At 55.7% G+C, this 19781-nt stretch carries 21 protein-coding genes; 16 read left to right on the forward strand and 5 right to left on the reverse strand.

Annotation, left to right across the window (positions count from 1 at the left end; all coding sequences use genetic code 11):
- The first annotated feature begins 365 nt into the window (after positions 1-365).
- From BA6348_RS07300 to BA6348_RS07310, 3 genes are all read left to right on the forward strand, one after another.
- Positions 366-1625, forward strand: coding sequence for an Nramp family divalent metal transporter (locus tag BA6348_RS07300; RefSeq protein ID WP_005829368.1), 1260 nt, complete (start codon positions 366-368; stop codon positions 1623-1625).
- A 110-nt stretch (positions 1626-1735) separates the two neighbouring features.
- A complete protein-coding gene (locus BA6348_RS07305) occupies positions 1736-2257 on the forward strand; it encodes an NfeD family membrane protein (RefSeq protein WP_005829372.1) in 522 nt (173 codons plus the stop codon).
- A gap of 17 nt (positions 2258-2274) precedes the next feature.
- Positions 2275-3861: a flotillin lipid rafts scaffold protein FloT gene (locus BA6348_RS07310; RefSeq protein ID WP_005829374.1), complete on the forward strand. Its 1587-nt coding sequence runs from the start codon at positions 2275-2277 to the stop codon at positions 3859-3861.
- Positions 3862-3966: 105 nt separating this feature from the next.
- Here the strand turns inward: BA6348_RS07310 and BA6348_RS07315 are convergent, their stop codons facing one another.
- Positions 3967-4722 (reverse strand): polysaccharide deacetylase family protein, encoded by a 756-nt coding sequence (locus BA6348_RS07315; protein ID WP_007787453.1) that lies wholly within the window; start codon positions 4720-4722, stop codon positions 3967-3969.
- A 174-nt stretch (positions 4723-4896) separates the two neighbouring features.
- Between BA6348_RS07315 and BA6348_RS07320 the strand changes: the two genes are divergently transcribed.
- Entirely contained in the window at positions 4897-6306 is a 1410-nt protein-coding gene (locus BA6348_RS07320) for an aspartate kinase (protein WP_122952367.1), read from the forward strand.
- Here the strand turns inward: BA6348_RS07320 and BA6348_RS07325 are convergent.
- The gene (locus BA6348_RS07325; RefSeq protein WP_238502922.1) at positions 6231-6674 is read right to left on the reverse strand and encodes a M67 family metallopeptidase; all 444 of its coding nucleotides are present in this window, start codon (positions 6672-6674) and stop codon (positions 6231-6233) included. The genes BA6348_RS07320 and BA6348_RS07325 overlap by 76 nt on opposite strands.
- Positions 6675-6786: 112 nt before the next feature.
- Here BA6348_RS07325 and BA6348_RS07330 point away from each other — a divergent pair, with 112 nt between their 5' ends.
- From BA6348_RS07330 to BA6348_RS07355, 6 genes are all read left to right on the forward strand, one after another.
- Positions 6787-7638, forward strand: a complete 852-nt coding sequence (locus tag BA6348_RS07330) for a DUF72 domain-containing protein (protein ID WP_007787458.1) — start codon at positions 6787-6789, stop codon at positions 7636-7638.
- Positions 7639-7659: 21 nt separating this feature from the next.
- Positions 7660-8484 carry a sulfite exporter TauE/SafE family protein gene (locus BA6348_RS07335; protein ID WP_005829385.1) on the forward strand — a complete coding sequence of 275 codons (825 nt, stop codon included), beginning with the start codon at positions 7660-7662 and terminating at the stop codon, positions 8482-8484.
- Between the two features lie 28 nt (positions 8485-8512).
- Positions 8513-9991, forward strand: a complete 1479-nt coding sequence (locus BA6348_RS07340; RefSeq protein WP_007787461.1) for a bifunctional metallophosphatase/5'-nucleotidase — start codon at positions 8513-8515, stop codon at positions 9989-9991.
- Positions 9988-10227 (forward strand): DUF6154 family protein, encoded by a 240-nt coding sequence (locus BA6348_RS07345; protein ID WP_005829389.1) that lies wholly within the window; start codon positions 9988-9990, stop codon positions 10225-10227. The genes BA6348_RS07340 and BA6348_RS07345 overlap by 4 nt, the downstream gene beginning before the upstream one ends.
- An 83-nt stretch (positions 10228-10310) precedes the next feature.
- Positions 10311-10613, forward strand: a complete 303-nt coding sequence (locus BA6348_RS07350) for a YunC family protein (protein ID WP_005829391.1) — start codon at positions 10311-10313, stop codon at positions 10611-10613.
- Between the two features lie 162 nt (positions 10614-10775).
- Positions 10776-11870: an HD-GYP domain-containing protein gene (locus BA6348_RS07355; RefSeq protein WP_122952368.1), complete on the forward strand. Its 1095-nt coding sequence runs from the start codon at positions 10776-10778 to the stop codon at positions 11868-11870.
- 5 nt (positions 11871-11875) lie between these two features.
- On the opposite strand, the gene corA is transcribed toward BA6348_RS07355, so the two are convergent.
- On the reverse strand, positions 11876-12811 hold the full coding sequence (gene corA / locus BA6348_RS07360) for a magnesium/cobalt transporter CorA (RefSeq protein ID WP_005829396.1): 936 nt from the start codon (positions 12809-12811) through the stop codon (positions 11876-11878).
- 357 nt (positions 12812-13168) lie between these two features.
- Between corA and BA6348_RS07365 the strand changes: the two genes are divergently transcribed.
- Together BA6348_RS07365 and BA6348_RS07370 are read left to right on the forward strand one after the other, a co-directional pair.
- Positions 13169-13960, forward strand: a complete 792-nt coding sequence (locus BA6348_RS07365) for a hypothetical protein (protein ID WP_025844116.1) — start codon at positions 13169-13171, stop codon at positions 13958-13960.
- Between the two features lie 179 nt (positions 13961-14139).
- Positions 14140-15456 (forward strand): globin-coupled sensor protein, encoded by a 1317-nt coding sequence (locus BA6348_RS07370; protein ID WP_122952369.1) that lies wholly within the window; start codon positions 14140-14142, stop codon positions 15454-15456.
- A 69-nt stretch (positions 15457-15525) separates the two neighbouring features.
- Here the strand turns inward: BA6348_RS07370 and BA6348_RS07375 are convergent, their stop codons facing one another.
- Positions 15526-16005 (reverse strand): cysteine dioxygenase, encoded by a 480-nt coding sequence (locus BA6348_RS07375; protein WP_025844114.1) that lies wholly within the window; start codon positions 16003-16005, stop codon positions 15526-15528.
- Between the two features lie 341 nt (positions 16006-16346).
- Here BA6348_RS07375 and BA6348_RS07380 point away from each other — a divergent pair, with 341 nt between their 5' ends.
- The 3 genes from BA6348_RS07380 to BA6348_RS26540 are packed head-to-tail and all read left to right on the forward strand — an operon-like array spanning position 16347 to position 18499.
- Entirely contained in the window at positions 16347-17552 is a 1206-nt protein-coding gene (locus BA6348_RS07380) for an MFS transporter (RefSeq protein WP_122952370.1), read from the forward strand.
- 42 nt (positions 17553-17594) lie between these two features.
- A complete protein-coding gene (yunB, locus tag BA6348_RS07385; RefSeq protein ID WP_035316748.1) occupies positions 17595-18320 on the forward strand; it encodes a sporulation protein YunB in 726 nt (241 codons plus the stop codon).
- A 32-nt stretch (positions 18321-18352) separates the two neighbouring features.
- Positions 18353-18499, forward strand: a complete 147-nt coding sequence (locus BA6348_RS26540; protein ID WP_157179491.1) for a hypothetical protein — start codon at positions 18353-18355, stop codon at positions 18497-18499.
- 11 nt (positions 18500-18510) lie between these two features.
- On the opposite strand, the gene BA6348_RS07390 is transcribed toward BA6348_RS26540, so the two are convergent.
- The gene (locus BA6348_RS07390; protein ID WP_025844111.1) at positions 18511-18927 is read right to left on the reverse strand and encodes a hypothetical protein; all 417 of its coding nucleotides are present in this window, start codon (positions 18925-18927) and stop codon (positions 18511-18513) included.
- Between the two features lie 187 nt (positions 18928-19114).
- On the opposite strand from BA6348_RS07390, the gene BA6348_RS07395 reads away from it, so the two are divergent.
- On the forward strand, positions 19115-19765 hold the full coding sequence (locus BA6348_RS07395) for an HAD family hydrolase (protein ID WP_025844110.1): 651 nt from the start codon (positions 19115-19117) through the stop codon (positions 19763-19765).
- The last annotated feature ends 16 nt before the right edge of the window (positions 19766-19781 follow it).

Genomic DNA, 19781 nt, shown 5'->3' on the forward strand with positions numbered 1-19781 from the left:
TGTGATTTCTTGTTCCCAATTCAAAGCAAAACCTCCTGAAAAGGAATACGAGTAGTGTTTTAACAAGCGTCCAAATATATGCAGGAGAAGAAAAAAGACGCAAGCAGAAATGAACCGCAGCCATTGCAAAAGGCCACGATCGGAGTATAATGAGAAATATAATTTGCTAGGTAAATATTTGCGTCGAAGGCTCGTGCCTATATTTTTTTGTCGAAAAGTTGCCTTCGGGCAAAAAAAGTGACTTGATGCACAAATTGGGGTGAGGACATATGCTAACCAGATCAAATTCGAGCGAAGCGGCCCAAAATCAGCAAGGCTGGAGAAATGAGGCTGCTGCGCCATCGCTGCCGGAGGTCCACCGCTCCATGAAAATCCCGGCCAAAGGCTCCTGGATTCGCAAGTTCCTTGCTTTTGCCGGCCCGGGCTATCTCGTGGCAGTCGGCTACATGGACCCGGGAAACTGGGCGACGGACATTGCAGGCGGCTCGCTTTTCGGCTATTCGCTGCTGTCGGTCATCCTGCTGTCCAACCTGATGGCGATCTTGCTGCAGGCATTGGCCGGCAAGTTGGGGATTGTGACCGGACGGGACTTGGCCCAGGCGTGCCGCGATCACTACAGCAAGCCTGTCGCCATGGGGCTGTGGGTGCTGTGCGAGCTTGCCATTGCGGCGTGCGACCTCGCGGAAGTCATCGGCGCCGCGATCGCGCTCAACCTGCTCTTCGGGATTCCGCTCGTGTACGGGGTGCTCATTACAGCTCTCGACGTGATGATCGTGCTGTTTTTGCAAAACAAAGGCTTTCGCTACATCGAATCGCTCGTAATCGCCCTGATTGTGACGATTGGCGCCTGCTTTGCGTTTGAGATGATTTGGTCGCAGCCGGATATCGCAGGCATTTTCGGGGGCTTTATCCCGACGGCCGAGATTGTGAAAAATCCGGAGATGCTCTACATCGCCATCGGGATTTTGGGAGCGACGGTCATGCCGCACAACCTGTATCTGCACTCGTCCATCGTCCAGACGCGCCAGTACGAACAGACGACATTGGGGAAAAAAGAAGCGATCAAATACGCGACGCTCGATTCGACGATTGCCCTTGTGTTCGCGATGGCGATTAACGCCGCGATTTTGATCTTGTCGTCCGCGACCTTTCACAAGGCAGGCATGACGGACGTGGCCGATATTGCCGATGCATACCATTTGCTGGCGCCGTTGCTCGGAACTACGCTCGGAAGCATTTTGTTCGGCGTCGCGCTGCTTGCGGCGGGCATGAACTCGACTTTGACCGGGACACTCGCCGGACAGATCGTCATGGAAGGTTTTTTGAACTTGCGGATTACGCCTTGGCTGCGCAGGCTGATTACCCGCCTGATCGCGATTGTGCCAGCCGTCATTGTCACCGCGCTGTACGGCGAGAGCGGGGCCACTGACTTGCTGATTTTGAGCCAGGTCATCCTCTCCTTGCAGTTGTCCTTCGCTGTTGTGCCGCTGGTCCAGTTCACTAGCGACAAGGCGAAGATGGGCGAGTTTGCCAACGCCGGATGGCTGAAATGGCTGGCCTGGATCGTGGCCACAGTCATCATGGGGCTGAACCTGTATTTGCTTTTTCAAACGTTTTTCGGATAAACAACGGAAATCCTCTCTGTTTGCCAGGGGGGATTTTCCTTATTTACGCAACCTTTTCCCGGCTGGCTCGTATGAAAAATAGAAGCATTTTTTGAAAGGAGTGACAGGATATGGACGTGCTTGAAACCGTCTACATGGTTTGCCTTGTGAGTGGCATTATTTATACCGTCATATCGCTTTTATTCGGCGATACGGTCTCGGATTGGCTCGACCAGCTTCATCTGCCGCTGTTTCAGCCAATCACTTTTGTAAGCGGCCTCACCGCTTTTGGCGGCGCCGGGTATATTATGTCCCGGTTTACCTCCTTGTCTGATCTGGTCGTGTTTGCTTTGGCCGTGGTCATTGGGGCGGGGCTTGCGGTCTTCGCGTACTTCCTCTGGGTGAAGCCGATGAGCAAGGCGGAAAACTCGACGGGCTATTCGATGGCCCAGCTAGGCGGAAAGCTTGGCGAGGTAGGGACGACGATTCCGGCAGAAGGCTTGGGCGAAGTGTTGCTGCCTATGATTAGCGGGACGACCTACCACATGGCAGCCAGTCTGGAAGGAAAAAGCATCCCGCAAGGAACCCGTGTCGTGGTGGTCGAAGTGCGCGACCATGTCCTGTACGTAATCCCTTTCTCTACTGACTCATAAAAAGGAGCTGAGCGAACATGTTTGAACCTGGCATTTTGACAACGGTCGGTGTCGTCGTCGCAGTCTTTCTCGTGTTAGGTATCGCGTTTTGGGCGCGGTATAAAACGGTTGGCGCCGATGAAGCCATGATCGTGACGGGAAGCTACCTGGGCACGAAAAACGTGCTGAGCGACGAATCCGGCCGCAAGATGAAGATCGTCCGCGGGGGCGGCGCGTTTATTCTTCCGATTTTTCAACAGGCCAATTTTTTGAGTCTTCTGTCTCATAAGCTCGATGTGTCCACTCCGGAGGTTTACACCGAGCAGGGCGTACCCGTCATGGCGGACGGCGTGGCGATCATCAAGGTAGGCGGCTCCATTGAGGATATTGCCACAGCAGCCGAGCAGTTCATGGGCAAATCAGACGAAGCGCTCCGCGCAGAGGCGCAGGAGGTGCTCGAAGGCTACCTGCGCGCGATTCTCGGCAGCATGACGGTAGAGGAAATTTACAAAAACCGTGAGCGCTTTGCCCAGGAGGTTCAGTCGGTCGCGGCGAAGGACCTGAAAAAAATGGGACTGTCCGTCGTCAGCTTCACGATCAAGGATGTTCGCGACAAAAACGGCTACCTGGCGGCGTTGGGGATTCCGCAGATCGCGGCTGTGAAGCGGGACGCGACGATTTCCCAGGCCGACGCAGACAAGGAAGCGCGGATCAGACAGGCCCAGGCGGAGGAAGAAGCGCGCAAGGCCGAGCTGTTGAAGGAAACGAACATCGCCGAAGCGGAAAAAGAAAAAGAATTGAAGGTGGCCGCCTTCAAGCAGGAGCAGGACAAAGCGCGTGCCAGTGCGGACCAAGCCTACAAGCTGCAGGAGGCTGTCGCCAAACAGCAGGTAACGGAAGAGGAAATGAAGATTGATCTCGTGCGCAAGCAAAAAGAGATCGAGCTGGAGGAAAAAGAAATTTTGCGCCGCGAGCGGCAATATGACGCGGAAGTGAAGAAAAAAGCCGATGCGGACCGCTACTCGGTGGAGCAGGCGGCAGAAGCGGAAAAGGCGAAAAAGCTGAAAGAAGCGGATGCGCTCAAGTACCGGATCGAGGCAGAGGCAAAAGCGATGGCGGAACAGAAGCGACTCGAAGGTCTGGCGATCGCGGAAGCCGAAAAGGCGCGAGGAAGCGCCGAGGCAGAAGTTACCCGTCTCAAGCTGGAAGCCGAAGCGGAAGGGAAGGAAAAGCTGGCGGAAGCATTCGAAAAGTTCGGGCATGCGGCCGTCCTGGACATTATCGCCAAGATGCTGCCTGAGCTGGCTGCGAAAATTGCCGAGCCGATGAAAGCGATCGACAAGGTGACGATTGTGGATGCAGGCGGCGGCCAGGGCGACGGCGTCAACCGGCTGAGCGGCAACGTCACCAAGCTGATGGCGCAACTGCCAGAGATGCTGAAAGACGTCTCCGGTCTAGACATGAACAAAATGATTAGCGATTTCATGCAAAAGGGCGGCTCTGCCCCAGCCAATCCTGCTGCCGCTCCTGGCCAGCCATCCGCTCCATCCGTCTCTAACCTGCTGGCGGGAAAAGCCGCAGAAGACAAGGCGCAAGCAGCCAAACCGACGGATCATCAAGCATAGAAACCAAGGCATAACCCAAGCATAGAGAGCCACATCAAAATGCATCAAAACGCATCAAAACGCATCGCAAAAATCCCCCTTCGCTTACAAGGGGGATTGCTGTTTTTAATCGGCCCTGTCCACCTGCTTCAAGTTGCCGGAGTGCTTCATCAGCTCACTGACGGTCACGAAGCGGTAGCCGCGTTTTTGCAGCTCGGGCAAAATCTGTTCCAGCGCCTGTACGGTCTGCTTCCGGTTTCCGCCGTAGTCGTGGAACAGGACGATGTCGCCATTGCGGGCGTTGCCCAGCACCTTGTCGACGATTTTTTTGACGCCGGGGTCTGTCCAGTCGCGCGTATCCTGGTGCCACGACCACATGACAATCAAAAAGCCGGCCTGCTTCGCGGTATGGACGACAGACTCGCTGTAGTATCCCCCAGGCGGACGGAACAGTGGAGGCCTGACTCCGGTTGCGGAGAAAATCGCCTCCTGCGTTTTTTCTACCTCGTCGCGCAGCCGTTCGGGAGTGAGCTTGCGAATGTCGGGGTGGTTGAAGGTGTGATTCGCGATCTCGTGCTGATCCTGGGCGAGCGAGCGAACCAATTCCGGGTATTGGCTGACGCGCGAGCCGACTACGAAAAACGTCGATTTTGCCTCATACTTTTTCAACAGGGCAGCGATCTCCGGGGTGTACCTCGGGTCGGGGCCGTCGTCAAAGGTGAGGGCGATCACCTTGCTGTTTGTCGGCACCTCCCAGACGATTTCGCCGCGCGTCTCGTAGTATTCGCGATTTTTTTCACGCAGCGCCAAAGCGGACTGGTTATAGGAAGTAACGAGCAAAACGGCACAGGTGATGAGCCAAAAGCGCATATGTTTTTTCATCGGTGGCACCTCTCATTGAATCTATCTCCCGTTACTATGCGCCAACCGTTCGGGAATATTCTTTTCAGTCCTCGTGGAAAAGACACTTGTACTTTTTGGGTGGATACATTAAGCTAGTAACAGACTTCCTGAACGAAAAAGAACGGACAAGAGCGGATAGATGGAGGAGTAGAGATGAAAGTAGCAAAATTTGGTGGCACTTCCCTGGCGAATGCCGAGCAAATAAAAAAAGTATGCAGCATCGTTTTGGCTGATCGAAAGCGGCGGATTGTCGTCGTTTCGGCACCTGGCAAAAGACATAAGGACGACACGAAAGTAACCGACCTGTTGATTCGCTACGCCACCCGTTTTTTGCTGGACGGACAGGCGGACGCGGAAAAACAGGCTGTTTTTGAGCGCTATCGGGAGATCGTGGCGGAGCTGGGACTGGGAGAGGAAGCCGGGCAGCAACTGGAAAGCGAGCTTGATGCGGTGCTGAGCAACCGAAAGGGGCTGTCGGCTGAACGGTTTATGGACGCGGTCAAAGCCGCAGGAGAAGATACGTGCGCGAAGATCGTGGCGCACTACTTGCGGAGCCTGGGCGAAGAGGCCAGCTATGTGAATCCGAAAGACGCCGGAATGCTGGTGACAGATGAAGCGGGCAACGCCCACGTCTTGCCGGAGGCGTACGAGCAGCTTGCCGCGCTGCGGGAGAGAAAGGGGATTACGGTCTTTCCGGGCTTTTTCGGCTATGCGGCGAGCGGGGAGCTGGTGACGTTTTCGCGTGGAGGCTCGGATATTACCGGCTCGATTCTCGCTGCGGCGGTGACTGCGGACGTGTACGAAAACTTCACCGACGTAGATTCGGTGTACGTCGTCAACCCCAATCTGATCGCCAATCCGCGAAAAGTGAAAGAAATCACGTACCGCGAGATGCGCGAGCTGTCCTATTCGGGCTTCAGCGTCTTTCACGAGGAAGCGCTCATTCCGGCGTACCAGGCGGACATTCCCGTTTGCATCAAAAATACAAACAACCCGTCTGCGCCGGGAACGATGATCGTAGCCGAGCGTCCCTACGCGACAAACCGGGTGTCGGGGATTGCCAGCGACAGCGGCTTTTGCAGCATCTACGTCAGCAAGTTTTTGATGAACCGCGAGATCGGCTTTGGGCGCAAGCTGTTGCAAATTTTCGAGGAGGAAGGCATTTCCTACGAGCATACCCCTTCTGGCATTGACAACATTTCCGTCATCCTGCGCGAAAAAGACCTGACGGAAGACAAGGAGAAGCGGATTATCGAGCGCATTTTCCGCGAGTTGGAAGCCGATGATGTCGCGGTGCAGCACAGCCTCGCGCTCGTCATGATTGTCGGGGAAGGTATGCGTCAATCGGTCGGCACGACCGCCAGAGCGACGACTGCGCTCGCGGCGGCGAAAATCAACCTGGAGATGATTAACCAAGGCTCGTCTGAGGTCAGCATGATGTTCGGCGTCAAAGCGGCCGAAGCGAACCGCGCCGTCATCGCCTTGTATCAGGAATTTTTTGGAGACGACGCGGAGTCGGCAGACGAGGTGTCTGCCACTTCTGTTGCGTCCGTAAGCGTGTAGTCGCGCGCAACGAATCTGCCGTCCTGCCATTGGTAGACGCGCCAATCGGGAACATCCGCGGCCAGGCCGACAATCCAGTAGGACAGCGATGGGTAGTGCCAGCCCGCCGCATCCCGCGCGGAAGGGATGGGAGCGGTGTGCGGATGGGTGTGCAGGACGCCCAGCCATTGCAGATGGCGCTTGCGAATGTCGCCAACCGCCTGGAGAAACGCAGGGCCATCCCAGGAAAAGGCGTGCTTGTCCAAAGAGATTGGCATGGAAATGAAATCGGTAATCGCTGCCCCTCTGCCAACGAGCAGGGCAGAATATTCATAGGGAAACGCCTCTTGTGCAGCATACAGGAGGCGTTTCGCTACTTTTCGCTCCAAACATATTTTGTTATCCTTAGACGCAAAGGGTTCACCTAACCAGTCCGTTGATTGCATGAGGAATCGTCCTCCTTCTGCTCTATTCCATTAAAATCCGGAGGTTTTTTGTGCCATGAGTACGATACATGTGGGAGTCTGCGGGTGGGGCGACCATGACACATTGTACGGCCAGGGTGTACGGAGCCGTGACAAGCTGGCTGTTTACGCCAGCCACTTTCCGATCGTGGAGGTGGACAGCTCCTTCTACGCCATTTTACCACAGCGCAATTACGAGTCGTGGGTCCGGGATACGCCGGACCGCTTTGGATTTATCGTGAAGCCGCATCAAGCGATGACCGGCCATCTGCGAGGGGATGCCCCTGTCAACCGCCGCGAGCTGTTCGCGCAGTTTGAAGAGAGCATCCAGCCGCTGGTGGAGGCGGGCAAGCTGAAGGCGCTGTTGTTTCAGTTTCCGCCGTGGTTCGATTGCACGCGCGAGCACGTCCAGTACGTCCAGGCTTGCCGTCAGGCGCTGGCCGCTTATCCGTTTGCCGTGGAGTTTCGCCACCAGAGCTGGTTTGAAGCGTGTTTTGCGGAGCGCACACTGGACTTTTTGCGCCAGATCCATGCGGTGCACGTCCTGTGCGACGAGCCGCAGGTGGGAACAGGTTCGGTCCCGATCGTGCCAGCCGTCACGCATCCTGCTCTGGCGATTGTCCGGTTCCACGGGCGCAACAAAGCAGGGTGGCGCGATCCGGGCGAAGGCCAAAACTGGCGCGACGTGCGCTACCTGTACCGCTACAGCGAGCAGGAGCTGACAGAGTGGCTCGTCCACATTCGCAAGATCGAGCAGGAAGCGGATGAAGTTTGCATTTTGTTCAACAATAACTCTGGAGGCGATGCGGCAGCGAATGCCAAGCAGTTTTCAGACATGCTCGGACTCGATCCGAGCGGTTTGAACCCTCGACAGATGGAGTTGTTCTAAAAGGAAGAAAGAAGGGTAGCCATGCTTGTAGCTATCGCTGCGTTGTTTTTGCTAATTGGGGTAGTCGCTGGCGTGATCGGCAGTATCGCCGGGCTGGGCGGCGGCATCTTTTTTGTGCCGGCGCTGATGTTTTTCGCCAACTGGTATGAGCCGGGTTCGATGCCTCCGCAGGTGGCGGCTGCGACTTCCTTGCTCGTGATTGCGGTGACGGCCTTGTCGTCATCCATCTCGTACATCAAACAAAAAAAGGTCGACATGCAGAGTGCCCTGCTTTTTTTTATCGGCAGCGCACCGGGTGCTATCGTGGGTGTCTACCTTAATACATTACTAGCAACAGAAGATTTTACACTGCTGTTTGGCCTGTTTCAGTTGTGCATGTTCGTGGTCCTGATGGTCAAGGACAAACTCCGGCCGCGCCAGATCAACTGGGAAGTGAAGCGGCAGTTCGTCGACAACGAAGGCAAGGAATACGAGTATGGATATAGCAGGTGGAGCGTCATTACGATCGCCTTTTTTGTCGGGATCACGTCCTCGCTGTTCGGCGTGGGTGGCGGCGTGCTGATGGTTCCGGCGATGATGCTGCTGTACCGTTTTCCTCCGCATATCGCCACAGCTACCTCCATGCTGGTCATTTTTTTCTCGGCGGTGGTTGGCTCGGTGACGAACATTTTCCACGACCATGTGAACTGGCTGTACGCCGCCATGCTTGCCCCAGGCGCATGGGCGGGCGGAAAGCTGGGCGCCATCGTGGCGAGCAAGCTGAAAGGGCGCACAATCGTCCTGTTTTTGCGCATCTTGATTTTGGCGATTGCGGTACAAATGATAATAAAAGCGGTTATCGGATAACGAAGAGAGACAAAGGGAGGGGAAAGTCGTGGCGGACACCTGTACCTTGCATTTGCTGCACACCAACGATTTGCACAGCCATTTCGAAAAAATGCCGCAGATTGCGACTTGCCTGAAAACGCGCCGCGAGCAGTGGGAGAGCCAGCAGGAGCATGTGCTGACCGTCGACATCGGGGACCATATGGACAGGATGGACGTCCGCTCGGAGGCGAGCTTCGGGAAAACGAATGTGAGCGTCCTGAACAGATGCGGCTACCAGTACGCGACGATTGGCAACAACGAGGGGATCACGCTGCCGAAAAGCAAGCTCGATTCGATGTACGAGCAAGCCGGCTTCACCGTCATCGTCGGCAACCTGCTGGACAGAGCGACGATGGCCCCTCCGGCCTGGGCTGTCCCGTATGCGATCCACACGTTTGGGGAGCTGCGCATCGCCTTGCTCGGCATGACCATCCCTTTTTCCTCCTATCAGAACATGGGCTGGGAAATCCGCGAGCCGCTGCCTGTTTTGCGTGAGCAAGTGGCCGCCTTGCGTTCTTCTGTCGATATCGTCATCCTGCTGTCTCACCTCGGCTACCCGACCGATTGCCGGCTTGCGCAAGAGGTCGAGGGACTGGATGTGATCCTCGGCGGACATACCCATCATACGCTGCCGCATGGCGAACGGGTGGGCAACACGCTGATCGCCCAGACGGGCCGCTTCGGCGAGCACGTCGGCCACATCAGGCTCGTCTGGGACCGCGCGGCCAAACAGATCGCAGACGTTTCGGCAGAGCTGTTTGAAACCGGGCAGTACGAGCCGGACCAGCGGCTGCTCGCTTTTTTGCAAAAAGAACACGAACGGGCCCATGCGAGCCTGATTCGGCCGATTGCCAGGCTGGAGCGGGATTTGCGCGTCAACTGGACGGAGGAGACTCCGTTCGGCTCTTTTTTGGCAGCCAGCATTCGCAAGTGGACAGGGGCTGAAGTGGGAATTGCCAACGGCGGGCTTTTGCTGTCTGACTTGCAGCGCGGCAGCCTGACTTTTGCCCAACTGCTGAAAAGTGTGCCTCATCCGATCAACGCCTGTGCCGTGACGCTCACCGGCAGTCAGCTCGCTGCCGTGCTGGAGCAGGCGATCCAGCCGCAGATCGTGCATCGCGAGCTGCGCGGCTGCGGTTTTCGCGGCAAAATCGAAGGCTGGATGGCGGTGGACGGGCTGCGCATCCGGTATGAGGACTCCGAGGAGCCGCATATCGTGGCGATCGAGGTCAACGGTCAGCCGCTGGCAAGGGAGCGGGAGTATCGGGTCGGAACGGTCGACATGTTCATGTACAACCGCCTGTTCCCCGATTTGCTGCAGGGCAGGGAGATCGAGTATTTTCTTCCGGAAATGCTTCGCGAGGTGATCGCCAGCACGATTACCGACACAGCGCTTGTGCAAAACGCTTTTTTGCCGAGATGGGAAAAAGTGCCCTCGCCCGGTTCTGGGCATGCTATCGAGAGAAGCAAGGGGGATGAGCGATGAGGTTTATCGACGAAGTTTACGAACTGTACAAAGGACACTTCAATGGCGACGAGGAGGATATTACGGCAGTGGTTGTCGGCGTTTTGCACGAGCAGACGCGCGACGACCTGCTTGAGCTGGTGGAGGGCATGGACGAGGAAGAGCTGTTTCACATGCTGGCTACGTACATGATCGAAGTGATGAAGCGCAAGGTCGCGATGGAGGATGAACAGTTCCCGGCACCGCTCGTGCATTGAATGCGCCGCTTGGCGGCACACACTTTTGGCTCCTGTGTCATAGGATGGTAACGCAAAAGCAGGAGAGAAAAGGAGGGAGCGGGATGGTCGAAGTACAGCCTATCCACTTTCCGGAAGGGACGGCGATCGCAGTCACCGTGCGGCTGCCCAAGACGACATTGCTTGCGGTGACGACAGACAAAGGCTACATCATGTGCGGGGCATTGGACGTGGGCTTGCTGAATGAACGGCTGGCCAGCCGCGAAATTATTGCGGGCAGAGCCGTCGGCGTCAAGACGATCGACGAGCTGCTGGACGCGCCGCTGGAATCCGTGACGACGACAGCAGAGGCGCAAGGAATCACGGCCGGCATGATCGGGCGGGAAGCCGTCGTCAAAATGCTGTAGCATACACAGATAACGATACACGCTGAAACAAGGACGCCTTTGTCGATGAGACGAAGGTGTTTTTTGTGGGCGCGATTTCTTGGGAGCTAGAAATTTTTTCATGTAGAATTACGTCGAATCACGCTATAATAGGGGTACTCTGATGAAAGGCGAAGGTTGGAAATGAGACTGAAATCCATTCATAAATGCCGGCCGGGCGACAAGCTTGCCCGTTCCATCTACGCAGAAAACGGAACGGTACTCGTTGGGGCGGGAGTAGAGCTGACCCAGCGAATGATCGAGCGCCTCAAGAGCAAGAACATCAACAGCCTGTACATAGAAGATACTCGCACGGACGATATCATGGTGGATACAGTCATTTCCGAAGGCACGCGCAGACAGGCGATGTTCATTATTCACGATACGTTTCGCAGTGTTCAGGAAGTGCCGCAAAAATGGCAGCAACTGTTAACGGACAAAAATCTGGGCCGCCAGTTGAGGCAAGTCATGTCGGCTGTCGCTGACGAACTGAAAGGCAGCAAATCAGCCATGAACCTGCTCGCCGACGCATGCGCCTTCGATAACTACATTTTCAGCCATTCCTTCAACGTCGCGCTCTACAGTACGGCACTGGCGATCAACACAGGCTGTACGGAAAGAGAGATTTTGGATATCTCCATCGGCGGCATGCTGCACGACATCGGCAAGATGCACATTCCGGATGAAATCCTGAAAAAGCCGGGCCGCTTGACGACAGAAGAGTTTGAAGTGATGAAAAAGCATGCCGAAATCGGCTTCGAGATGCTGCGCAGGCAGGACGACATCCCGCTGCTCGCCGCGCACTGCGCCTTCCAGCACCACGAGCGCTGGGACGGCTCCGGGTACCCGCGTCATCTGAAAAAAGAAGAGATTCACCCTTTTGGCCGCCTGATGGCCGTCGCTGACGTATTCGACGCCTTGACCTCGCATCGCGTCTACCGCCGGGGGATGCTGCCGCACGAAGCGATGGAAGTGCTCTATTCCGGGTCAGGCGTATTGTTTGACCAGTTTTATGTCGAAGCTTTGCGCGACAAGATTGCGCTCTACCCGGTAGGCTTGAGCGTGACGCTCAACACAGGCGTATCCGGCGTGGTTGTGGATTCCAACAAAGGCATGCCAAGCCGCCCCATCATCCGCATCTTGGTCAATGAAGAAGGGCAGGATCTGGCTCAGCCGTATGAATGCGATTTGTCGAAAATGCTTTCGCTGATGATCGTGGCGTGTGGCGACCTCGTCTAGCCAGTTCACAGCCACTCTTTTTTCTTGAACAGGATGAACATCGTCAAGCCGATCGCCGCCATGCAGCCAAGCACGATGTAGTAGCCGTAAGGAGAGTGCAGCTCCGGCATGAAGTCGAAGTTCATGCCGTAAATCCCCGTGACGATCGTCAGCGGCATGAAAATCGTGGTCAGGGCGGTAAACACGCGCATGATGTCGTTTGCCCGCCCGGCGAGAGCTGCCTGGTAGGCTTCGCGCAAGTTTCCGATCAAGTCGCGAAACGTCTCGAAGTTCTCCACGATCTTGCTCGCATCCTCCAAAATATCGCCAAAGTACTTCCGCAGCTTCGGCCGAATCAGCGGGAGTTCTTTTTTGTGCAAGGCATCAATCAAATCCCGTTGCGGCACGAGCATTTTTCGCGCGTACAAAATCTCGCTGCGCAGCCCGATGATCTGGTCGAGGTGGGATTTGCGGGTGTTCATCAAAATTTCCTCTTCCAGCGCTTCAATCAAGTCCTCGATTTTTTCCGTCACATCAAAATACCGATCCACAATCTGATCGACGAGATGATACAAAAAAGTGTCCGGGTGGTTCACTTCTTTTTCCCGGACGATGGGGAGCATGGAAGCGAACTCTGGCGCTTCCTGCTTGGTCACGGTAATGATCGCATGGCTGCCGAGAAAAATATTGATCTCCCGTAGGAAAATGTCCTGATTGTGGAAGGCGATGCCGTTTAGCACCATGAAATAATGGTCGTCGTATAGTTGCAGCTTGGGCCGCTGCTCTTCTTCGTCGATGCAGTCCTCGACCGCGAGCGGGTGAAGCCCGAACAGCGGCTGCAAAATATCGAGGTCGAAGGGAGAAGCGTCAATCCAATAGAAGCCTTTTCCGGGCACTGCGACAGCTTCCTCCACGTCATCTATTTCCGTTATGAGGCCGTTTTCGATCAGTCGTATCTTCATGCGTGCATCTCCTGCCAGTAGAGTGAGGGGATGGCGGCAGACGTGGCAAAATACGTGTGAGAATCAGCTCATAGGCAGAGCGCAGCGCTTCGCGGCTGGGGGGAGCCTGTGCGGCCCGCCGTTTTTTTGGCGTATCCACCCTTGTCTCGCCTCCTTGTTTGGCTGTCATTCTCATACGTATGACAATCGGCTCGTCTGCTTGCCAGAGACGGTCAACGTTCTTTGGAATAGTGTACCGCACTTTCCTGCATCTAGCCATTTTGGAAACGGGGCAGTTTTCGCAAAAATAACGGCATGGCCTGGCGATTTTTCTAACATACTACGAACGATAGCGAAAACGTAAAAAGGTGGATGCATATGTGGAAGGGTAAACGAGTAGGGATGGCAGCCGTGCTGGCGTGGGGGTTGATCGCGGGAGCAGCAGGGCAACCGGTTAGCGCTCGGGAAGCGCGCCAGGTTCAGCCGCCGCCGAGCGTGTATGAGGAAATTCAGATCAAACGGCAAGATGTCACAGGAGACGGGCGTCCGGATGTCGTGACGCTGCTCGGCCACCGCTTTGCCGCTGACAGCCCGTACTATGAAAAGCTGAAGGTGATGGTGCAAGATCCGGTGGCGAAAAAGACGGTGTTTTTTACGACACCGTATGGCGGGTATCAGCCGGACATGGCTTTTTGCGATTTCATCGGAAACGGCACGAAACAAATTTTGCTCCAGGCGCCGACGGGCGGCAGCGGCGGAACATCGGAGTTTTACCTGTTTGGCAACAAGGACAACAAGCCTGTCGTTTTGCCGGTGCCGCAGCCGCTGACGATCACCGGTTCGTACCAGGACAACTACAAAGTGCCGATTCACATCAAGGAGACGAACCATACCACCGTTCTCGACCTGACTGACCGCAAAAAAATATACGACGAAAACGGGGTGTACAAGGACGGAAAGCTGCTGACGCCGACCGAGGTGATGCCGAACAGCTTCAGCGTGCTTACGCCTGTGGACGAGAACCGCGACGGCGTCTGCGAGCTGAAAGGCGTGCAGCGGGTGAGCGGCGTAGCCAACGCCGACACGATTGCCTACGTCGAGTCGCTGTGGAAATGGGACAAGACGGGCTGGAAGCTGCAAAAGGCAGAAGTGAAAAAAGCAGAGATGTAGAGCGTGGAGGGGGCCTTCCTTTTCAAGAGAAAGGGCGCTCTCTTTGTTTGGGGCGTGGTTTACACGATAGAAGAATCGGGTATATAATTAAAAGGATATGCCAATTGGAAATTATTCGTTTACTCTACCTAATATGGTTAGTACAGCCATTTTTTATTCGGTAAAAAGGAGTTCGGCGTATGAGTACATGTCCATTTTCCAGCCTGTTTGGATTGAAAGGAAAAGTCAAAAAGGAGTCGTTTTTCCAGGAGCGCAAGGAACAGGGAAAAGTACAGCTTCACGGGCAAACCACCCTCTCCAGGCAACTGGCGCTGATCCATCTGACAGAGGAGGACTTGTCGATTGTCAAAGCGCTTCAACCGCTTATCGTTCGCAATATTGACAAAATTGTAGACTTCTTTTATTCGAATATTGAAACTGAACCACTGCTCATGAGCATTGTGGACAAAAACAGCACCATTGCCAGACTGAAGGGCACACTGACCCGCCATATCACAGAGATGTTCAACGGCTGTATCGACGCCGCGTACATCGAGCAGCGCAGCAGGATCGCCATCATTCACATGCGGATCGGACTGGAGCCGAAATGGTACTTGAGTGCGTTTCAAAATTTGTTCATATCCATTATGGATATTCTGCATAAAAACATCGCGGACAAGGATGAGTTCGTGCTGGCGCTCACTGCGGTGAGCAAAATTCTCAACATCGAGCAGCAAATCGTGCTGGAAGAATACGAGAATGAACATGAGCGTGTTCGTCGCGCCGAGCAGGCCAAAAAGGACGAACTGCGGGTTTTGCTGACCAATTCCGCGCATGAGCTGGCAGCCGTCTCGGAGGAAAACAGCGCGTCCGTCGAGCAACTGACGGAGCAGTCGCGCGAAGTGCTTCGCTACGCCGAAAACGGCACGGATTTTTCCAGCAAGGCGCAGGAGCTGTCCCGGGAGGGCAAGGAAAAGCTGGAGAAGCAGCAGGAGCAGATGGGGCTGATCCAGCAGAGCGTGAAGCAAATTTCCGAAGAAATGAACACGCTGGAGGACAACGCGGAAAAAATTCGCGGAATTGTCGACGTGGTGACGGCGATTGCCGAGCAGACCAATCTGTTGGCGCTCAATGCGGCGATCGAAGCCGCGAGAGCCGGAGAGCAGGGGCGAGGCTTTGCGGTCGTAGCCGACGAGGTGCGCAAGCTGGCCGAGCAGACGAAAAAATCGGTATTCGGCGTGCGGGAGCTGATCGAGAGAACGAATCAGCAAACGACTGTCCTGTCATCGGTCGTGCTGGAAATCCAGGGGCTCGTGAAGTCGAGCACAAAAATGACGGACGAGACGAATGCGTTTTTCGAGGGCATTATCAACGCTGTCTCGGACAGCAAGGAGCAGAGCTCGCACATTCAAAAAGAGCTGGAAAACTTCTTCAAGGTCATGGAGGATATGAACCAGGCTGTGGCGCAAGTAGCCAGCTCCGCGGACGAGCTGTCGGAGATCACGGAAAATTTGTAGGCGAAGAAAAAACAGTACGGCCGTCGGTGGGGGGCGTACTGTTTTTTTCATGAGCGTGTGTTCGTTGCGTCAGGTCGCAGAAGTGGTCGGGTGATACTGCCGGGAGTTTTGCAGCGGCGGCGTGTAGACGTTGAGCGAGTACACCGGCGCGTCTGTGTTGTTGCGGATGGCGTGAATTTCGCCGGGGGCGACGTAGTAGCAGTCTCCGGCGCTGACATGGGTTGTCTGGGCGCGAAACACCTCTCCCTCGCGATCGGCAGGAAGGTAGACGACATTGGTGAGCGTCCCGGAAATGATCCATTCCCAGCCAAAGGAATCGCCATGGTTGTGCGGGACAGACTCCTGCATGCTGGGCAGATGGATCAGGACGACTTCGACGTGCGGCGTCTGGTACAAAATTTTGCGTCCGTAGGGGAGCTGTTCAGGCTGGGGAATGTGGGACGCGATATCTTCTGGGCAGAGCGAAAGGGAAACGAGCGCCTGCCTCAGCTCAGCGTGACTGGGGAAAACGAGGGAGCCAAATGCTTGTTCCAAACGTTGCAAATTCATGACAAACCTCCTGAGGCGAAAAAAGATCTTCCCCTTACCATATGAGAAACGGTTGCAGTCTGACGTAGGGGAAGCGCGTTTTTTTGCGAAGGCCAGTCAAACGATTTGGCGTGACAAGGCAGCTTGCCTCGCTCTATCATGGGGATACGGCAGTTGGTGCCGCACGAAGACGGTGAGGGGACGGCCCCCGTCAAAAGTGATTGTCCAAGTTCAACAATGGTTTGTACCCAACTCAACACATGAGGAGGCATGCGCATGTCAACTGCCACAATCAGTGTACGCACCCTGTAGCGGGGGGCGTCTGTCCGAACCGCCTGCGACTGACAGGAGGTTTGGCACACATGAACGTAAAACATTACTTGTACGTCAATGCGCTGTCTTCGCTTGGCTCGCGAATGGATTTGATCGCGTGCAGCGCGTTGATTTTCACATTTGAGCATAGCGCCTTTTGGCTGACGGCCTTTTTTGTCGCCCGTCAGGTAGGCGGCATGCTGTTCAGCCCGTTTGCGGGCATGCTGGCTGACCGGATGGACCGCAGGCATGCCATGATCGCAAGCGATATCGGAGCAGGACTTGCGCTTCTCGCAATCATCGCTGCTCCGCATCCGTATGTCGTGGTTGCCGCAGCGTTTCTCAAAGGCATGCTGTACACGCTGTTTACGATCAGCTTTCAGGCTTCGCTGCCGCAGATGTTCGGGATGGAGCGGCTGGTGTGGGTGAACGGGCTCAAGGTGCGCCTGGAATCGCTCGTAGGCATGGCGGGCTTTGTGCTGGGGGGCTTTTTGACTGACCGTGTTGGCTACGCGCTCGTCATTGGCGCAGATGCAGCCAGCTTCTTCCTCTCGGCTTTGCTCTTGACCCGGATGCGCTGGGAGAGCCGGGCATGGCCGAAAAGCGGGGCGGCTGGCGAGCGCTCTGCCGGAGACAGCGGGGGGAAGCAAAAGGAGCGTGGCATGCGGGCAGCCGTCAGGTACTTGCAAAGCGCGCCCGTATTGCTTGCCATCAGCCTGCTGGCTGCGCCGCTGTCGATCAGCACGGCTTCGCATAACTACGGTTTGCCGTTTTTGGCAGATCAGATTAGCCACGGGGACGCGACCTTGCACGGGATGATGTGGTCAGTCATGAGTGTCGGCGGCCTGCTCGGCGCTTATCTGGTGGGGCGCATTCCCGTTGCGCCTTGGCCTGGGATGCTGGGGGCGCATTGGCTCCTGGCTGTGTTCATCGTGCTTGCGTTTGCCGCCGACGGTGCGGTTTGGGCGCTGCTTTTGCTCGCGGGCGCGGGGCTTTTTGGCGGAGCGGCTCAAGTCTTGGAGAGCACGCTGTTGCAGCAGGCCAAAAACGAGGTGCGCGGCAAGGTGCTGGGGGTACAGGGCTTGTTTAGCCGCAGCGGGTTTTTTGTCGGATTTTTGGCGGCGCCCGCGATTTCCGCTGTCTTAGGATTGGCAGCGATGGTCGCCGTCGCGCAGGCGCTTTTGGCTCTGGCACTGCTCGGTCTGGGATGCTATGTGCGCAAGGCACAGCAAGCGGGCGGCGCTCGTCGCGGGTAGTCTTTTTTCCCGTCACTCACCATAGGATGTACCAATTGGGAGGTGACGGGAGTGGCTATATTTCGACCCCGTCGGCGTTGGAGAAACCCGCTTTCCCGAACGAAAGCGTTTTTGATCGCGCTGGTGATTTTTTTTGTGCTGTCGATTCAGACGCTCGTTTTTTTGCAGCATCGGCTGGAGCCGACACTGTTGATCCTGGCTACTCAAAAAGCAGAGCAATTGGCGAAGGAAGCGATTACGGATGCGGTCACCAAGCGGATTTCCCAGCAAGGCGTCGACTTCAACCAGATCGTGAAGATCGAGAAGAACAACGAGGGGCAAATTCAGGCGTATCAGTTCAACTTCAAGGAGTACGCAAGAATTGTCGGCGAAACCACCTCGCGCGTCCAGAACAAGCTCCAGGAGTTCGAGACGGAAAAAGTGGACCGCACGATTCCGCTTGGCCTGGCGACAGGGAATACGTTTCTGGCGCAAATGGGGCCGAACTTGCCCGTGACCTTCGTGCCGATCGGCTCTGTGAAAACGAAGCTGGAGACAGAGCTGAAGGAGGCGGGCATCAACATGGTGCTCGCCACGGTCTACATTTTCGTAGAGGTCGACTTGCGCATCGTCATTCCGTTTGCGACCGAGGAGCAGACGGTTACGACGAAAATCCCGATCACGCACTCCCTCATCATCGGCGACGTGCCGCAGTATTTGTACAACAATCCGGAAGGCAAGCCGGATGTGCCGCGTGCGCCCATGGAAGGTATGGACGACAGCCCGTAGAAGGCGCGGCGGAAACGAAAAAAAGCGGCAGCGTGCGAGCTGTCGCTTTTTTCATGGAGATGGCTGCCCTTGCTTACTGCTCCGCCCAGGTGACAGTCAGCTCGATGACGCCTTCCTGGCCGCTGAGCGGGCCGCCGATCATCGACCAGGACTGTTTTTTCTCGATGTTGCCTCCCTGAATAATGATGTTTTAGTCGTCGATGGTTTGCCCGGAGTCAGAGAGGTTTTGCGTCTTGAAGTAGTCTTTGTACAGCTTGGTTACGGCTGGCATGCTTTCCTTTGTGCTGAAAATGAGCAGGACAAACTTTTTGCCGTCTTTGATTTCGGAATGCGAGGTGCTAATTTCGGCGACCTCCGGGAGCGGGAAATCGGCTGGGAGATATTCCGGCCGCTTCTGTTCAGAGGCAGGCTGGGCAGCAGTGTCGCCGGAAGTTTGCTGGGTCGGCTGTTGCGCAGTCTGCTGTGCTGGTTGCTGCGCTGACTGTTGCGGTGTTTGCTGTTCCGCTTGCTGTGCCGGTTGATCCACTGAAGCTGGCTGGCTGCACGCACTGATCGCCACTGCTGCGAAGAGCGACAGAGCGACGTGCGCCCACGCTTTCTTTTTCATCACGTATCATCATCTCCTCTTCATCATACGTAGAAAATATTCTATGTCATTTTTGGTTCTCCATATGGAAAAAGTCCTGTTTCCAGCATTCGGCAATCGGGGGAGCAGCTTGTTTGCTATACTGAAAAAAGCGGCTTGCGAGCGCAAGAGACGGGAACGGACCGAAGACGAGGGGGCTGGAAAGGAAATGAACAGACGCTTTGCAACAGGCATCATTTTTGACATGGACAATACGCTGCTGCACTCGAAGATCAATTTTGCGGAAATGAAGCAGGCAATTTTTCAGTTGTGGACGGAGCATGGTCTGATAGAGCCGACCTTCGACTGGCACAGCCATACCGCCTCGCAACTGATCGAGCTTGGCCGAAAGTCGGGCAGGCTGACCAGCCAGCTCGAACAGGAGATGTGGGGAGCCGTCACGGCAATCGAAAAGGCGGGGATGCACGAGGCTGTTCTCGAGAACCATGCCCAGGAAGTGCTCGCGCAGCTCATGGAGCGGCATCATTTGTTCATTTTGACCAACAACGCCTACGCTGCCGCAGAGGAAGCGCTGCACCAAACCGGTATTGCGGGCTGCTTCGAGAAGATTGTGGCGCGCGAGCAGATGACGACCTTGAAGCCGCACCCGTCCGGGATTCATTACATTCGCAGGCAGTATCCCGATATGCCTGCTTCGGCCTGGACGATGGTCGGGGATTCCTGGATTGACGGAAAAGCCGCGCAGGACGGGGAGGTGGCGTTTATCGCCTACCAGGGACATGCGCAAGACATGGAGCGCCATGACGTGGCACCGCAAGCGTACATTGCGGATTTGCGCGAGCTGCTGACTATGTTGTAACAAAGCTTGCAGGCAG

This window comes from Brevibacillus agri (genome assembly GCF_004117055.1).
Taxonomy (GTDB): domain Bacteria; phylum Bacillota; class Bacilli; order Brevibacillales; family Brevibacillaceae; genus Brevibacillus; species Brevibacillus agri.

Coding starts and splice junctions, on each gene's coding strand:
- corA (WP_005829396.1), bottom strand. CDS start 12,811: ATGAAGATACGACTGATCGAAAACGGCCTCATAACGGAAATAGATGAC.
- BA6348_RS07300 (WP_005829368.1), top strand. CDS start 366: ATGAAAATCCCGGCCAAAGGCTCCTGGATTCGCAAGTTCCTTGCTTTT.
- BA6348_RS07355 (WP_122952368.1), top strand. CDS start 10,776: ATGAGACTGAAATCCATTCATAAATGCCGGCCGGGCGACAAGCTTGCC.
- BA6348_RS07365 (WP_025844116.1), top strand. CDS start 13,169: ATGTGGAAGGGTAAACGAGTAGGGATGGCAGCCGTGCTGGCGTGGGGG.
- BA6348_RS07320 (WP_122952367.1), top strand. CDS start 4,897: ATGAAAGTAGCAAAATTTGGTGGCACTTCCCTGGCGAATGCCGAGCAA.
- BA6348_RS07370 (WP_122952369.1), top strand. CDS start 14,140: ATGAGTACATGTCCATTTTCCAGCCTGTTTGGATTGAAAGGAAAAGTC.
- BA6348_RS07330 (WP_007787458.1), top strand. CDS start 6,787: ATGAGTACGATACATGTGGGAGTCTGCGGGTGGGGCGACCATGACACA.
- BA6348_RS07390 (WP_025844111.1), bottom strand. CDS start 18,927: ATGAAAAAGAAAGCGTGGGCGCACGTCGCTCTGTCGCTCTTCGCAGCA.
- BA6348_RS07315 (WP_007787453.1), bottom strand. CDS start 4,722: ATGAAAAAACATATGCGCTTTTGGCTCATCACCTGTGCCGTTTTGCTC.
- BA6348_RS07380 (WP_122952370.1), top strand. CDS start 16,347: ATGAACGTAAAACATTACTTGTACGTCAATGCGCTGTCTTCGCTTGGC.
- BA6348_RS07350 (WP_005829391.1), top strand. CDS start 10,311: ATGGTCGAAGTACAGCCTATCCACTTTCCGGAAGGGACGGCGATCGCA.
- BA6348_RS07305 (WP_005829372.1), top strand. CDS start 1,736: ATGGACGTGCTTGAAACCGTCTACATGGTTTGCCTTGTGAGTGGCATT.
- BA6348_RS07345 (WP_005829389.1), top strand. CDS start 9,988: ATGAGGTTTATCGACGAAGTTTACGAACTGTACAAAGGACACTTCAAT.
- BA6348_RS07310 (WP_005829374.1), top strand. CDS start 2,275: ATGTTTGAACCTGGCATTTTGACAACGGTCGGTGTCGTCGTCGCAGTC.
- BA6348_RS07335 (WP_005829385.1), top strand. CDS start 7,660: ATGCTTGTAGCTATCGCTGCGTTGTTTTTGCTAATTGGGGTAGTCGCT.
- BA6348_RS07395 (WP_025844110.1), top strand. CDS start 19,115: ATGAACAGACGCTTTGCAACAGGCATCATTTTTGACATGGACAATACG.
- BA6348_RS07375 (WP_025844114.1), bottom strand. CDS start 16,005: ATGAATTTGCAACGTTTGGAACAAGCATTTGGCTCCCTCGTTTTCCCC.